Source organism: Hyphomonas sp. (genome assembly GCF_037969335.1).
Taxonomy (GTDB): domain Bacteria; phylum Pseudomonadota; class Alphaproteobacteria; order Caulobacterales; family Hyphomonadaceae; genus Hyphomonas.
In genome coordinates this window covers 1-14097 of record NZ_JBBKXE010000002.1, presented here as the reverse complement: position 1 = coordinate 14097, position 14097 = coordinate 1, and the positions used below count along the sequence as shown (strand labels likewise).

17 protein-coding genes are annotated in these 14097 nt (G+C 63.0%); 8 read left to right on the top strand and 9 right to left on the bottom strand.

Going from position 1 to position 14097, the window contains the following annotated elements:
- Window positions 1-222: 222 nt before the first annotated feature.
- The 6 genes from AADA04_RS00155 (at window position 223) to AADA04_RS00130 (ending at window position 6252) form a co-directional block, all read left to right on the top strand.
- Window positions 223-594 carry a hypothetical protein gene (locus AADA04_RS00155; protein WP_340691200.1) on the top strand — a complete coding sequence of 124 codons (372 nt, stop codon included), beginning with the start codon at window positions 223-225 and terminating at the stop codon, window positions 592-594.
- A gap of 92 nt (window positions 595-686) precedes the next feature.
- Window positions 687-2093 carry a dihydrolipoyl dehydrogenase gene (gene lpdA / locus AADA04_RS00150; RefSeq protein ID WP_340691199.1) on the top strand — a complete coding sequence of 469 codons (1407 nt, stop codon included), beginning with the start codon at window positions 687-689 and terminating at the stop codon, window positions 2091-2093.
- A gap of 82 nt (window positions 2094-2175) precedes the next feature.
- Complete coding sequence (locus tag AADA04_RS00145; RefSeq protein ID WP_340691198.1) at window positions 2176-3393, top strand: hypothetical protein; 1218 nt, start codon at window positions 2176-2178, stop codon at window positions 3391-3393.
- A gap of 56 nt (window positions 3394-3449) precedes the next feature.
- Entirely contained in the window at window positions 3450-3896 is a 447-nt protein-coding gene (locus tag AADA04_RS00140) for a GNAT family N-acetyltransferase (protein WP_340691197.1), read from the top strand.
- An 11-nt stretch (window positions 3897-3907) separates the two neighbouring features.
- Window positions 3908-4804 carry an alpha/beta hydrolase gene (locus AADA04_RS00135; RefSeq protein ID WP_340691196.1) on the top strand — a complete coding sequence of 299 codons (897 nt, stop codon included), beginning with the start codon at window positions 3908-3910 and terminating at the stop codon, window positions 4802-4804.
- Window positions 4805-4905: 101 nt separating this feature from the next.
- Entirely contained in the window at window positions 4906-6252 is a 1347-nt protein-coding gene (locus tag AADA04_RS00130) for an AAA family ATPase (protein ID WP_340691195.1), read from the top strand.
- 25 nt (window positions 6253-6277) lie between these two features.
- On the opposite strand, the gene AADA04_RS00125 is transcribed toward AADA04_RS00130, so the two are convergent.
- The 7 genes from AADA04_RS00125 to AADA04_RS00095 all read right to left on the bottom strand — a co-directional run bounded on the left by AADA04_RS00125 (window position 6278) and on the right by AADA04_RS00095 (window position 11344).
- Window positions 6278-6538 (bottom strand): hypothetical protein, encoded by a 261-nt coding sequence (locus tag AADA04_RS00125; RefSeq protein WP_340691194.1) that lies wholly within the window; start codon window positions 6536-6538, stop codon window positions 6278-6280.
- A 97-nt stretch (window positions 6539-6635) separates the two neighbouring features.
- Entirely contained in the window at window positions 6636-6866 is a 231-nt protein-coding gene (locus AADA04_RS00120) for a hypothetical protein (protein ID WP_340691193.1), read from the bottom strand.
- 66 nt (window positions 6867-6932) lie between these two features.
- On the bottom strand, window positions 6933-7388 hold the full coding sequence (gene dut, locus AADA04_RS00115) for a dUTP diphosphatase (protein WP_340691192.1): 456 nt from the start codon (window positions 7386-7388) through the stop codon (window positions 6933-6935).
- A 32-nt stretch (window positions 7389-7420) separates the two neighbouring features.
- On the bottom strand, window positions 7421-7909 hold the full coding sequence (locus AADA04_RS00110; protein WP_340691191.1) for a GNAT family N-acetyltransferase: 489 nt from the start codon (window positions 7907-7909) through the stop codon (window positions 7421-7423).
- Between the two features lie 44 nt (window positions 7910-7953).
- On the bottom strand, window positions 7954-9186 hold the full coding sequence (coaBC, locus tag AADA04_RS00105; protein ID WP_340691190.1) for a bifunctional phosphopantothenoylcysteine decarboxylase/phosphopantothenate--cysteine ligase CoaBC: 1233 nt from the start codon (window positions 9184-9186) through the stop codon (window positions 7954-7956).
- Window positions 9187-9288: 102 nt separating this feature from the next.
- The gene (locus AADA04_RS00100; protein ID WP_340691189.1) at window positions 9289-9705 is read right to left on the bottom strand and encodes a hypothetical protein; all 417 of its coding nucleotides are present in this window, start codon (window positions 9703-9705) and stop codon (window positions 9289-9291) included.
- Window positions 9706-9817: 112 nt separating this feature from the next.
- A complete protein-coding gene (locus tag AADA04_RS00095; protein ID WP_340691188.1) occupies window positions 9818-11344 on the bottom strand; it encodes an AarF/UbiB family protein in 1527 nt (508 codons plus the stop codon).
- 80 nt (window positions 11345-11424) lie between these two features.
- Here AADA04_RS00095 and AADA04_RS00090 point away from each other — a divergent pair, with 80 nt between their 5' ends.
- Entirely contained in the window at window positions 11425-11592 is a 168-nt protein-coding gene (locus AADA04_RS00090; RefSeq protein ID WP_340691187.1) for a hypothetical protein, read from the top strand.
- 11 nt (window positions 11593-11603) lie between these two features.
- On the opposite strand, the gene ubiE is transcribed toward AADA04_RS00090, so the two are convergent.
- Window positions 11604-12389, bottom strand: coding sequence for a bifunctional demethylmenaquinone methyltransferase/2-methoxy-6-polyprenyl-1,4-benzoquinol methylase UbiE (gene ubiE, locus AADA04_RS00085; RefSeq protein WP_340691186.1), 786 nt, complete (start codon window positions 12387-12389; stop codon window positions 11604-11606).
- A 48-nt stretch (window positions 12390-12437) separates the two neighbouring features.
- Between ubiE and mutM the strand changes: the two genes are divergently transcribed.
- A complete protein-coding gene (mutM, locus tag AADA04_RS00080; RefSeq protein ID WP_340691185.1) occupies window positions 12438-13283 on the top strand; it encodes a bifunctional DNA-formamidopyrimidine glycosylase/DNA-(apurinic or apyrimidinic site) lyase in 846 nt (281 codons plus the stop codon).
- Here mutM and AADA04_RS00075 read toward each other — a convergent pair.
- Window positions 13280-14097: FAD-dependent monooxygenase (locus AADA04_RS00075; protein WP_340691184.1), on the bottom strand; the 818-nt coding region annotated here is incomplete at its 5' end. The two genes, mutM and AADA04_RS00075, sit on opposite strands and share 4 nt — an antisense overlap.

The window sequence follows — 14097 nt, the reverse complement described above, 5'->3', positions numbered from 1 at the left end:
GCCCGAACCCTCGGTCGCCATTATCCGGCCCCGTTCGGCGCCGCCGAAACCCGTGTTCGTGCCTGCCGCCATTGCCCGCCAGCGCGCGAGTTTCGCCGCGCATGGGCGCCGCATGAATGCCAAACGCAACGAGCCGCGTACCATTCGCCTGTTCTGATTGGTGATTGCCGACTCTCCCGCGACAGCCTAGCCTGAGGCAGAGGCCATGGGAGGCACGTCCAGATGAATACGAGAATGCTCGCCGCCGCTGCACTGTCACTGCTGTCTGCCTGGCTTTTGTGGCAAGGATTGTCGGCCGTGATCATGATCACCGGCCGGGGCAGCCCACTGGGCGACGCCCTGCTGCAACCTCCGACCAGCCTGATTCGCATCCTTGGCGCGTCGATCATACTGATTGGCGCCCTCCTCGCCCTGGCGCAGCGCGCAGGCGGCGCATTGCTCGCCGCAGTCGGTACCGTCCTGTTCCTGCTGCTGCCCGTCCTCATGGCCGCGTCAGGCGCGGATCCGGCGATGTGGATGGACGAGGCGATTTTCTCAGCGCTCCTGATCGTCCTGACAATTGCTCTTTTTGTGATCAAGCGGCGGAAAGCCTGAAAGCGCATCAGCCGCCGCATTGATTTCGCAACCAAAATGCCTAGGTTGCAGGCACTCGCCCTAGAGGCTCCTTCAGCAAGGCAGAAAATCCCATGTCAGAGACCTATGATGTCGTCATTATCGGTGGCGGCCCCGGCGGCTACAATTGCGCCATTCGCGCCGGACAGCTTGGTCTGAAGACCGCCTGTATCGAGATGCACAGCAAACTGGGCGGCACCTGCCTGAATGTCGGCTGCATCCCGTCCAAGGCCCTGCTGCACGCGTCGCAGATGTATGCCTCGGCGCAGAACGACTTTGCCGGCATGGGCATCAAGGTCGGCAAGCTGGAACTCGACCTGCCAACGATGATGGCCCAGAAGGAAGAGGCCGTTGACGGCCTGACCAAGGGCGTCGAATTCCTGCTGAAGAAAAACAAGGTCGATCGCATCCACGGCAAGGGCAAGATCGTCGGCAAGGGCAAGGTGGAAGTCACCGGCGCTGACGGCAAGAAAACCGTGCTTGAAACGAAAAATATCGTGATTGCCACGGGTTCTGAGCCGACCAACCTGCCCGGCATCGAGATCGACGAAGAGCGTGTTGTCACCAATACGGGCGCATTGTCGCTGACCTCCGTGCCGAAGCGGCTGGTGCTGATCGGCGCCGGCGTGATCGGTCTCGAGATGGGCTCGGTCTGGGCGCGGCTGGGTTCCGAAGTGACCGTGGTCGAATATCTCGACCGTATCCTGCCGCCCGCTGACGCAGAAGTGGCCAAGGAAGCCCAGAAGGCGTTCAAGAAACAAGGCCTCGACTTCCGCCTCGGCATGAAAGTCACCGGTGTCGAGAAACTGAAGAGCAAGCTGAAGCTCAGCATGGAGCCCGCCAAGGGCGGCGACAGCGAGACGATTGATGCCGATGTCGTGATCGTTGCTGTCGGACGCCGCCCGTACACGGACGGCCTTGGGCTTGAGAGCATTGGTGTCAGCCCCGACAAGCGCGGCGTGATCCAGCCCGTGGAAGGCCAATTCAAAGTGACTGACGGTGTCTGGGCGGTCGGAGACTGCATTCCGGGGCCGATGCTGGCACACAAGGCCGAAGATGATGGCACAGCCGTCGCCGAACTGATTGCCGGCAAGGCGGGCCATGTCGATTACAATCTCGTGCCGAGCGTCGTGTACACGAATCCGGAGATCGCCTGGGTCGGCCAGAACGAGGAAGAACTGAAAGCCGCAGGCGTCGACTATGTCAAAGGCAAGTTCCCCTTCATGGCCAACTCGCGCGCACGCACCAATCACGAGACCGTCGGCTTCGTGAAGATCCTTGCCGAAAAAGGTACTGACAGGATTCTGGGCGCGCATATGATCGGCGTCGGCGTGGGTGAATTGATTGCCGAAATCTGCGTTGCCATGGAATTCGGCGCCGCGTCTGAAGACGTTGCCCGCACCAGCCATGCCCACCCGACACTCTCCGAAGCCGTCCGTCAGGCGGCCATGGGTGTCGAAGGCTGGACGATGCAGATGTAGGCTGGCGCCTGCCCAAACAGGGCTGGTGTCCGGCCGCAAAATACGAGTAGAATCGCGCGGAACATATTGTGGGGGTGTTCCAATGATTCGACGTACAAGATTTTCGATCGCGGCTGTGTGGCTGGCCTTGATGGCCGCGCCGGTATTTGCCCAGGCGCCAGCCCCGGGCAGCGCGCCGGCCGCGCCGCCAAATCCGAATGTCATCCTCGCAGACCTGTCGACCATGGCGCAGGCCACGGCGGTGGCCAAGAAGTGCGACTGGACCGATCCGATGTATGTGCTGGCAGCGGAATCGATGCTGGGCATGAAGGCGGCCGACCTGAAAGCCATGGTCGCGCCAGACGTCCGCGGCCAGGTGGACGCCGCGCTGGCGCAAGCCACAGCCAGCGCCAGCGGCTTTGCCTGCAAACAGCCGGACGGCACCGCCCCGCCCCAGGAACACAAGGTCACCATGTTCGTGATGGACCAGTATTGGCGCATGATTGCGCATGTCGATGTCCTGGGAAGCCTGCGTTGGGGCGAGGTGTTCCACTACACGCCGGAGGAACGCGCGGTGCTGGACAAGGAGATCGCGCGTATTCGGGACTCCAAGGGCTACAGTTATTGGGAAGTCGGCAACCCGCTGGAAACACTGGCGGACAAGACGGTTACTCTGGCCTGCCGCGAGCGCCCCTCGAATGGCAAACCCTGCCGTCCTGTGCCGCCTGAACTGGAGGGAAATGCACCGACCGTGAAGGTGATGATCGAGTTTACCGAAGCGTTCGGCAAGGCCGTCGCCGCGGGGCTCATCATGGAAAAGAACGCGTTTGAAGCAACCGTGGGTGATATCCGGGCCTACAGCGCCATTGGTGACGATTCGTGCACCCGCGACACACTGGTCCTCAAGACCGCCGACGCGCACACAAAGTCCGAAGAGACCGAGGATTCGTTCGGGGCGATGACGCACGAATTGACCTTTGTTGAAAAGTTTCGTCTGGGGAATCCCGAGAGCGTGGGCTGGGTATTGCTGTTCCGCAGCATGATGGCAGGTGACAGTGGCGCCCCCCATGTCATCATCGCCGAAGATGGCGGCGAGTGGGACGAGGAGTCGGCCCGTATCGGCGTCGGCGACGTCACGGACCTGTATGCTGAACAGGTTGCCCTGATTAAAACCCTCCCGCCCGCCGAACAGGCCAAGGCGACACAGGACGCCAAGGATTCGATCTCTGAAACCTATTTCAGGAACTTCCTTTCGATGGGCCTGATGCAATCCATCAGTGGCAATGGCGGCGTCCAGCTGACCCCCTGCTCTGCCGACTGATTTTTGCGTCGCCTTCCGGGTGGACGTGGGCACCGCCTGTCCTTAGTCTGCCTGGCATGTACAGGCATGCCGGAGCCGGATGGAGCATCAGGCCGTTCGTCAGGAACGACCGTGTGCCGTGCCTGCGTATTTTCCGGGACTGTCTTCGCGCCTTTCCGTGGCGGGGTGAGTGGCAGGCCTTTTTGCCCGCCCTGCAAAATGCCTTTGCCAGCGCCCGCGTGCTGGTCGCGGTCGAGCCATCGGCAGGGGTCATCGGATTCCTGACCTTGAATGTCTCGACTGGCTATGTCGATCACCTGTTCGTGCAAGAAGACTGGCGCCTGTGCGGCGTCGGGCGCGGCCTGCTCGATGTCGCCCGCACCGAGGCCAAACAGCCCCTGACGCTTGACGTCGACACACAGAACATGCCGGCGCGTCATGCCTATGAAAAACTGGGCTGGCATGTCATGGCCGATGCGAAGCCTTCACGCTCCGGTACGCAGGTGCGGCTCATCAGCCCTTGAAAGGCGCGCTCATGGATATCGGGATTGATCAGATCAACGCCATGCTGCGTGCAAGTTCCGTCGCAGGCGATGCGAATGCAACGGTCGAAGAACGACGCGCCGGAATGCTGGCCACAACGGCCGTTATGACTGCGCTGGAAACGGTGGAGATTTCGGAAGCGACGCTCGGCGGGCGACCGGCGCTTGCCTTCCGTTCCCCCTCCGCCGTCGCGGGCAAGGCGCTGCTTTACCTGCATGGCGGCGGATATGTCATCGGCAGTCCGGAGACTCATCGCGGCATCGTCTCGCATATCTGCGACGCCATGGGCGCAAACGCGTGGTCGCTCGATTATCGCATGGGCCCCGAGGATCGTTACCCGGCCGGGGTCGACGATGCCGTTGCCGCTTATCGTGAACTCCTGGAAACCCACACGCCGGGCGACGTCATAATCGCAGGCGACAGCGCGGGCGGCGGCCTTGCGCTCGCATCCGCCATGAAGGCGCGCGATGCGGGCCTGAGAATGCCGGCCGGCCTTGTGCTGCTGTCGCCATGGACCAATCTGAACCAGGTCGGATCAAGCTACGACACCAAGGCCGAGGCAGACCTCATGGTCAGCCGCGAGGCGTTGAACTGGTATGTCGACCAGTATCTGGGTGCAGACGGCAACACTGACGATCCCTATGTCTCGCCAGCCTGTGGCGACTTCACCGGCATGCCACCGATGCTGGTCCAGGTTGGCACGGCCGAAATGCTCTATTCAGACAGTGTGGCCGTGGCGGAACGCGCCGGGGCCGCCAATATCGCGGTCACGCTCGAATGCTGGCCACACATGCCCCACGTGTTCCAGGCCTTTTATCCCTTTCTCGCCGACTCGCGCGCCGCGATTGCGCGGATCGGTGCATGGGGCGCAGCGCAGCTGAACCGATAGAATCTATTCAGCCGCCCGCATGAGCGATTGCATCCGGTCCAGCCATGTGACCCAACGCGCCCTGCCCTCGCCATTGGGGAAAAACCCCGTTAAGCGGGGGCATGACCGAGACGCCTGCTTCAGATCCTGAGACCCTTTACGCCACACCCGCCAAATGGGTCGCCACCGGCGCCGGGGCGCAGGGCAACCTGTTCCTCACCGGGCGGGCCGGCACCGGCAAGACCACGATGCTGCGCAAGTTCCTTGCAGAAGCCGGTGAAAAAGCTGTCGTCCTCGCGCCGACAGGTGTGGCTGCGATGAATGCCGGCGGCCAGACGATCCATTCCTTCTTCAAGCTGCCGCCGCGCCTGGTCGAACCGGCCGATATCAAACGGCTGCGCTCGACCCGCCTGATCAAGGCCGTGGAAACCGTGATCATTGACGAGATTTCGATGGTGCGGTCCGACATGCTGGACGCGATTGACCGCAGCCTGAAGCTCAACCGCATGTCGAAGCGCCCATTCGGTGGCGTGCGGATGATCCTGTCGGGCGACCTGCACCAGTTGCCGCCGGTTGTTTCCAACAGCGAGGCGCCGATCCTGCAGCAACGCTATGGCGGGAGCTATTTCTTCAATGCCCCCGCGTTCAAGGACGCCGAGTTTGCCTTGCTGGCGCTGAAACATGTGTTCCGGCAGGAAGACCCGCGCTTCCTCGCCTTGCTGGGCGCCTTGCGCACGGGCCGGGTCACGCCGATGGACGAGGCCATCTTGCGAAGTGTCGTCTCGTCGCGCAGCGCGGTTGATGCATCCGAGACGCATGTCGTGCTGACGCCGAACAATGCCAATGCCAACCGGATCAACCAAGCCCGCCTTGCCGGGTTGACGAGCAAACCCAGAACATTCCCCGCCGAGGTGCAGGGACAGTTCGACGAGAAATCCTATCCCACCGAGGCCGACCTTGAACTGAAGGAAGGCGCACGGGTCATGCTGATCCGCAATGATCCCGAAGGGCGCTGGGTCAATGGTTCGCTGGCGACGGTTGAAGGCTTTTCAGGGCGAACGGTGATCGTGTCGATTGAGGGCCGCGTCTACGAGATCGAGCCGTCGGCCTGGGAAAAATACCGCTACGATCTCGACCCGGAAACCAAGAAGGTGAAACGCGAAGTGGTCGGCACGTTCAAGCAGGTGCCATTGCGCCTCGCCTATGCCGTGACGATCCACAAGGCGCAGGGCCTGACGCTGGACAAGGTGTTCATTGATTTCGACAGCGGCATGTTTGCCCATGGGCAGGCATATGTCGCCTTCTCGCGTGCCCGCACGCTGGAGGGGCTGGAAATCAGCCGCGAACTACGCCCGCGTGACCTCGTGCTCGACCGTGAGGCCTTCGCATTCGGGAAACTCGAGACCATCGAGGATACAGATGCCTATCTCCTGGCCAGGTTCGCCAAGGAAGACAGTGCGCTCATCTAGGCGATCACGCCAAATGACTCCAGGATCAGCCGGACGCCGAGGATTTTCCGAACCAGCGCGCGAAGACACGGCTGGCGAAATCGGCCTGGCCCGCTGATGCGTCTGCGGCCTGGAGCGTCTTTGGTGGCATGGGAAAGGCAGAGGCGTCGGTCTTTTCCTGACGCATACTGAGCTCGGCCTCAAGGAAAGCCTGGGCTTCAGGGGAGAGATTTCCCGACGGGTGCGCGGGCATCCCGAAGACGCCAGCCGATGAGCTGCGTGCTTTTTTCTTCCCAAACGTCGCCATACGGTGTCCCTCCGTTTGGCGCCTCTTTTACAGGTGAAGTTTTAGCATCCCATGGACCGCAATGGGGCAATTTTGTTAACAGCGTTAACAGATTCGATCAGGCGAGCTTGCGGATTTCGTCAGCAAGCTGGCGGTCACCATCCGTCACGATCTTCTCCAGAACGTGAACCCGTTCCTTGAGGCGCGCCACGTCGGACCGCAGGTTGGCAACATCGGCCTCCGAGGCCGCATCCGCCTTTCGGTTTTCCTTCATCTGGAGGTAGTTCTTGAACGTGCTCGCGGCGACAGAAATCACCACGATGATCACGACCATCTGAAAAGGATCCATTTGAAGTACCTCCAAGTTATATCGATATTCGATATATGGGCAGAATACCGCCCGTTGCAAGGCCTATTATTGTCCGGTCGATCCGAAACCGCCAGCCCCCCGGTCGGTTTCATCCAGGCCATCGACCTGTTTCCAGCCGAGTTGCGTGACCGGTGCCAGCACCAGTTGGGCAATCCGTTCGCCGCGCGCGATGGTGAAAGGTGCGTCGCCGAGATTGATCAGGATGACCTTGATCTCGCCGCGATAATCGCTGTCTATCGTGCCCGGCGTGTTGAGGCAGGTGAGGCCGTGCTTGGCGGCGAGACCGGAGCGCGGGCGCACCTGGATCTCGTAGCCTGCCGGGATCGCCACGCTAAGACCCGTGGGTACCATGGCCCGCGCACCCGGCATCAGGACGAGGGCATCGTCGGCCGGCACGGCCGCACGCACGTCCATCCCGGCGGAACCGGCAGTCTCATAAGCGGGCAGGTCGAGCCCGTCGAAATGGGGCAACGGACAGATATTCACGGTGACTTTTTTCATGATCGCAGGCGTGTTTGAGTCGCGTGCCTGAGTCAAGCCAGCGGGCGCGCGAGATAGACGACTTCCTTTGTATCGTCCGCATAGCTGCGGCGGCCGATCTCCCGGAAGCCGAGGCGGTCATGGAAGCGGAGCGAGCCGGGATTGGGCGGGCGCAGGTTCACTTCGCAGGTGATCCATGACGTAGTTCCGGCATAGGCGGCGAAGGCAGCGGCATAGAGCGCCTCGCCGATCCGCTGGCCACGCGCCGTTTCGGCAATGGCGATCCGGTCAACATAGATGAAATCGTCGCCCCAGGCTTCGAGCCAGCGAAGGTTGGCGCTGGTATATTCCATCGTACCGGGTGGCAGCAGGTTGATGAAACCCAGCAGCTTGCCCGAGGCATCGGCAGCGACGCGGGCGTCATGCAGGCCCAGCCATTTTCCGAGCGTCGCTTCGGTCTCGTCCCCGACGCCTGGCACACCGGCCTGGTTGATGACGTAAAGTTCGGGCAGGTCGGACAGGGTGTAAGGGCGTATGATCATGACGGGCGAGTGCGTCAGCCGCGGGCGCGAGTCAAGGCACGGGCCTATTCGGCCGCGAGACGCACGCCGCCATCATCACCGGTCAGCTCTGCAGCGATCCGGCTGGCGAGGCGGCGGGCCACATCGTCCTTGCCCATACGGGGCCAGCGCTCCGATCCATCATGCGAGATCAGCACGACCTGGTTCTCAGCGCCGCCCATCACATCGCCAGACACGTCATTGGCAACAATCCAGTCGCAGCCCTTCCGGTCGAGCTTGGCGCGCGCAAAATCTTCGACATCATGCGTCTCGGCGGCAAAGCCGATGACGAGGCGCGGCCTGTGCTTGCGCTTGTTCGACAGGGTTTTCAGGATGTCGGGGTTTTCGGTTAGTTCCATGGAAGGCGCTTCGCTGCCCGCGCCCTTGATCTTGAGCTTCTTGGTGGCGGCCCGGGCCGGGCGCCAGTCGGCGACAGCGGCGACGGAGACAAACACATCGGCCGGCAAGGCCTCTTCGCACGCCTTCAGCATCTGGCGCGCGGTCTCGACCTTCACCAGCGTCACGCCGCGCGGCGGCGCAAGCGAAACGGGACCTGACACGAGTGTGACACTCGCCCCCTGTGCGGCGAGCGCAACAGCAATGGCATAGCCCTGACGGCCAGAGGAATGGTTGGAGAGATAGCGCACAGGATCGAGCGGCTCGCGTGTCGGGCCAGCCGTGACGAGGGCGTGGAAACCGGACAAGGCCCCCTGCCCCTGGCCTTCAAGCCGGGCTTCGATGGCTGCAACGATGGCGGGCAGTTCCGGCAGGCGGCCGGGACCGAACTCACCGCAGGCCATGGCCCCTTCGTCCGGCTCCATCACGATCACGCCATCGGCGCGCAGCTGGGCGACATTGCGGATCGTGGCCGCGTGCTGCCACATGCGCACGTTCATGGCGGGCACCATGAGGACCGGCTTGTCGGTGGCGAGCAGCATGGTTGAGGCGAGATCATTGGCCAGGCCGGCATTGGCCTTCGCCATCAGGTCTGCCGTGGCAGGACAGACGACGACGAGATCGGCCGAGCGCGAAAGCTGGATATGGCCCATCTCCGCTTCTTCATCGAGATCGAAGAGCTCGGTATAGGCCTTGTCGCCGGACAGCGCCGACACCGACAGCGGAGTCACGAATTCCTGGCCTGCCTTGGTCACGATACAGCGGCTCGCAATGCCGCGCCGACCCAACTCACGGATCAGCTCAAGGCTTTTGTAGGCGGCAATGCCGCCGCCGATGACAAGGAGGATGCGCTTCTGTTCCATGGACCTTCAGATAGGTTGCTGACGCCTTCTTAGCGCAAATTCCTTGCACAAACCCCACAAAACCCCGTGAAAGCGTGGCGACTGGTAAAGAAATAGGGCGATTCAGTCAGGATTCCGGCGCGCCCGGACGGCGCGAACTGACTGTGGCGCATAGACGATCACGGTCTTGTAGGGATTGCGCGGCGGTTTCTTGAGGCGGATCACAGTCTTCCCGGTGAGCGATTGGTCGGCATTGGCGGTGCCTGCCTTGCCTGTCTGCGTCACCGAACCGCCCCGGAACACGCGGATGCTGCTGGATGACTGATCGCGCCCGGGCGCGACGGTGATGATCCGGGCGGAACTGGACGCGGTCGAAGCGGTGCGGCGCGGTCCGCCCAACAGGTCCGGGGCTGACCAGACAGCCGATTGCGGGAACAGGCCGGCGTGTTCTGCCTGTGTACCGACACGGATGAGGTCGCGGGCCAGCGCCTCTGGGGCCAGCAGGATGAGGCTCGCAGCGGCAAACAGGAATGGCTTCATGACGCGTCCCTTCCGACTCGGAAAGGCAAAGCGTACTGCATTCGTTAACGCGGATTAAGGACTTACACCCTGCGCGGGAGTGATGCCTGCGCAATACGCCATCGACGGCCAGTCAGCCGAGGCTGGCGACACCGGCATAGGCGATCAGGGCGAGAATGGTGATGAGGCCGAACCATCCCCACCAGGGGGCAAAGCGGTCGCGAGGGGGTGGCAAGGGGGTGGCAGGTCCATCGAGCGAGGCCTCGAACCGGTCCATGACTTCCGGCAGGCGTTTCAGCCGGTTGGTCACTTCCCGCAAATTGCCGCTGATCAGGCGCGCGGCGCCCTCCGGCCCGAAACTGCGCTTCACCCAAGCCCCGACAACCGGCTCGGACGCGTTCCAGATATTGTGGCCCGGATCGATCGCGCGGGCGACGCCTTCGACCTGGACCATGGTCTTCTGGAGGAGAACGAGTTCCGGACGCATCGCCATGCCGAACGTGTGCGTATAGTCGAACAGTTGCAGGAGCACGCGGCCCATGGAGACCTCTTCAGCCGGCTTGCCATGCACCGGCTCGCCAATCGAGCGCAGGGCCTGCGCGAAATCGCCGACGGACTGGGTCGACGGGACGTAGCCCGCCTCGAAATGGACTTCGGCGATCCGCGTATAGTCCCGCTTCAGGAACCCCCAGAGGATTTCGGCCAGGAAGCGCCGCTCAGTCATGCCGATGCGGCCGATGATGCCAAAATCGACGAGGGCGATCTTGCCTTGCGGCGTGATGATGATGTTGCCTTCGTGCATGTCGGCATGGAAGACGCCGTGCTCGATGGCATGGGTGAGGAAGCCGCGCGTGATGTCATTGGCGAGCGCGACCCGGTCAATCGCGGGATTTGCCAGCGCCGCCGGGTCCGTCAGTGGTGTACCTTCAACCCAGTCGGTCGTCAGCACGCGCCGGCCTGTACGATCCCAGTCGACTTTCGGGACCTGGAAATATCCGCTCTTTTCGCTGAGTTCGCGCATCTCGTCGGCACCGCCGGCTTCGAGGCGAAGATCGGTCTCGCGCATCATGGCAGCGGCAATGGTGTCGGTGAAGGCGACCGGCTTCAGACGGCGGCTTTCGACGGATACGCCTTCAATCGTGCGCGCGGCCCGCTTCATGGCGGAGAGTTCGCGGGTCAGCTGGCCTTCAATACCGGGCCGCAGGATCTTCACCGCGCGAGCGCCGCCCGCCGTCTCCATCCTGTGAACCTGCGCGAGCGAAGCGGCGGCGATGGGCGGCCCGAGATCAGGGAAGAGACGGTTCGCCTCTTCGAGTCCGAATTCCTCGACCAGGGCGGCACGGGCCAGTTTTCCCGAAAATGGCGGCAGCTTGTCTTTCAGGCGGCTGAGATCGGTCGTCACTTCGGAGCCGAATACGTCCGGGCGTGTCGCGAGGAACTGGCCGAGCTTGATATAGGCGGGCCCGAGCTTCTCGAGGGCGCGGGCGAGGCGTTCGCCCGGGCGTCCACGGGCACCGCCGCCGATCACGCGCAGCACGCCCCCGGCAATGCGCGCCGGGACCGGCAGGCGCGACTGGTAGTCTGCTGGCAGGATTACGTCATGCCGGGCCAGCGACGTGCCCGCCCGCATCAGGCGCAGATAGTCGGCTACGGCGCCCATCAGCGAGCGCTGTCCGGACGGGAACCATCCCTGAGACTGGTGCGTTGTGGACCTGATACTAACAAAACAAGGGGCCTGTCATGGCTGACTCAAACACGAATTCGAACGGCTTTCTGTATTTCCTGGTGGGTGCGATCCTGGTGGGCATGGTGGGTTTCGGCGTGTACTATTTCACGCAGGACAACAGCGCCAATGCCGATCTTGAAATCTCTGTCGGCGAAGACGGCATCAAGGTCGATGGCAACTAAATGATTTCGCATCAGACCGCCCAGCCAAAGTGCAGGGCGGCGATGCCGCCGGAAAAATTGGTGACGGAAACGCGGGCAAAGCCCGCGTTTTCCATTTCAGCCCGGAAGGTTTCCTGATCCGGGAACTGACGGATCGATTCCACGAGATACTGGTAACTCTCCTTGTCGCCAGCGACGAGGCTGCCAAGGCGCGGGATCACGTTATAGCTGTAAGTGTCATAAGCGGCCTGAAGCGCAGGCGCCGTCATGTGGCTGAATTCAAGAATGCCCAAGCGTCCGCCCGGCTTCAGCACACGGCGGAATTCCTTCAAGCCGGCGACCCTGTCAGCGAAATTACGGATGCCGAATGAGACGGTGACGGCATCGAACGTGCGGTCGGGGTATGGCAGGTTCTGGCCATCGGCGCAGACCCAGTCGAGCCGGCCCTCCCATTTCGCATTGTCAGCGCGCGCCTTGCCGGCTTCCAGCATCGCATCATTGATATCGCAGACAATGGCCGTGGCCTTGTCGGCGATGCCGCGCCGCTTGCCGGCCTTGTCGGCGAGTTCGAGGAAGGCCCGCGCCAGTTCGCCCGTACCCCCCGCGACATCCAGATGGCGCTCACCCGGTTGCGGGTTCAGCTTGTTCATCGCGTCATGCTTCCAGAGCCGGTGCACACCTGCGGACATGAGATCGTTCATCAGGTCGTAACGCGAGGCGACCGAACGGAATACGCCCTTCACCCGGGCGACCTTCTCGGACTCCGTCACCTCTTCGAACCCGAAAGAGACCTTGCGCTCTGTTTTCGTCTCTGACATGCGCGCCACCATAGTTGCCCTGACTGTCATAGGCTATATGCGATAAGAATGCCTGAATTACCTGAAGTCGAGACAGTTCGCCGCGGACTTGCCCCTGTCATGGAGGGCCGGACGATCCTGTCCCTGCTGCAGAACAGGCCCAACCTGCGCTTTCCCTTCCCCGACCGGTTCGCCGAGCGTGTCAGCGGCGCGCGGATCGAGCGGCTGGGACGGCGCGCGAAATTCCTGACGGCCGATCTCTCGACAGGCGAAGTGCTGGTCATGCATCTTGGCATGACGGGGCGGTTTACGGTGGGCGGCGGCGCCACGGCAGACTTCCAGCACGCGACGGGCGGGGATGCGCGCCATGACCATGTCGTCTTCCACATGGAAGACGGGCACACTGTTACCTACAATGATCCACGCCGGTTCGGCTTCATGGAGCTGTGGCCCGCCGCAACGTTCGAGTCCTATCCGCGCCTGATCGCGATGGGACCGGAGCCGCTGTCGAACGGTTTCTCGGCGGCCTACCTGGACACGGCACTGAAGGGCAAGGCGACGCCGATCAAGTCGGCCCTGCTGGACCAGTCGATCATCGCCGGCCTCGGTAATATCTATGTCTGCGAGGCGCTGTACCGTTCCGGCATATCCCCGAAGCGAAAGGCATCCAGCATTCCCGGCCAGCGCGCCGCGCGGCTGGCGCCTGCGATTAACCAGGTGATTGCCGAGGCGATCGATGCCGGCGGCTCGTCGATTTCAGACTTTGCCAGTGCCAGTGGGGAGCTGGGCTATTTCCAGCACAGGTTCGATGTCTATGACCGCGAGCACAAGCCCTGCAAGACCTGCGGCGCCAATGTGAAACGGATCGTGCAGTCCGGGCGGTCGAGCTTTTACTGCGGCACCTGCCAACGCTAACGACCGGGCTTCAGGCCCAGACGCCAGAGCGGTGCGCCGAGGCCGCCTGACACCATCGCCGCCAAAACCTGCGGGCCGGGCCAGATGCGGCTGACCGGCGCGGCGAGCCAGTCGCGCAGCCAGGGCAGGACGCGCGAGTCCGACTGGTAGACCGGCGTGAACAGGAAACTCATCAGCTGGAACAGGCGTACATGGCCTGCGCGCATCCGGGCATAGTCCGCCAGCGCATCACGGACATCCTGTTTGCGGCCAATGGCGCGGGCGAGCGCGCAGGCATCCAGCAGGGCCATGTTGGCCCCCTGCCCCAGTTGCGGGCTGGCGGCGTGCCAGCTGTCGCCGAGGTGGACCATGCGGCCTGACACGGCGGGCCAGTGCGTCCGGTGGCTATAGCGGGCAAAGGTGAGCTCGGTGTGGGTCTTGAGGGGGGCAAGGAGGGGTTCGGTCTCCGGCCAGAGGGCGAGCGCAGCATCGCGCCAATGGGTCAGCGGGGCAGCGCACCAGGCCTCATGCTGGTCGCCGCGAATGGACCAGAAATAGGTGACAGTCTTTTGCATCCCCTCGGCCACGCTGCCGGACGGCATGATTCCGGCCATGCGGCTGGCGGCTTCGTAGCGCTGTTCGAGCGCGTCTTCGTGGAATGCGACGGATTTCGGCAAGGGCAACGTCGCCCAGAGCGCGCCATAGGGCAGGTCCCGGCGCGGCGATGAGGCCAGCACCGACCGCACGCCGAGCACCAGCACACCTCCGAGTGTCGGCACGAGGCGCCGACGCACACCGCCACGCATGGCGCCCGGACGTACGGCATGCCGTACGT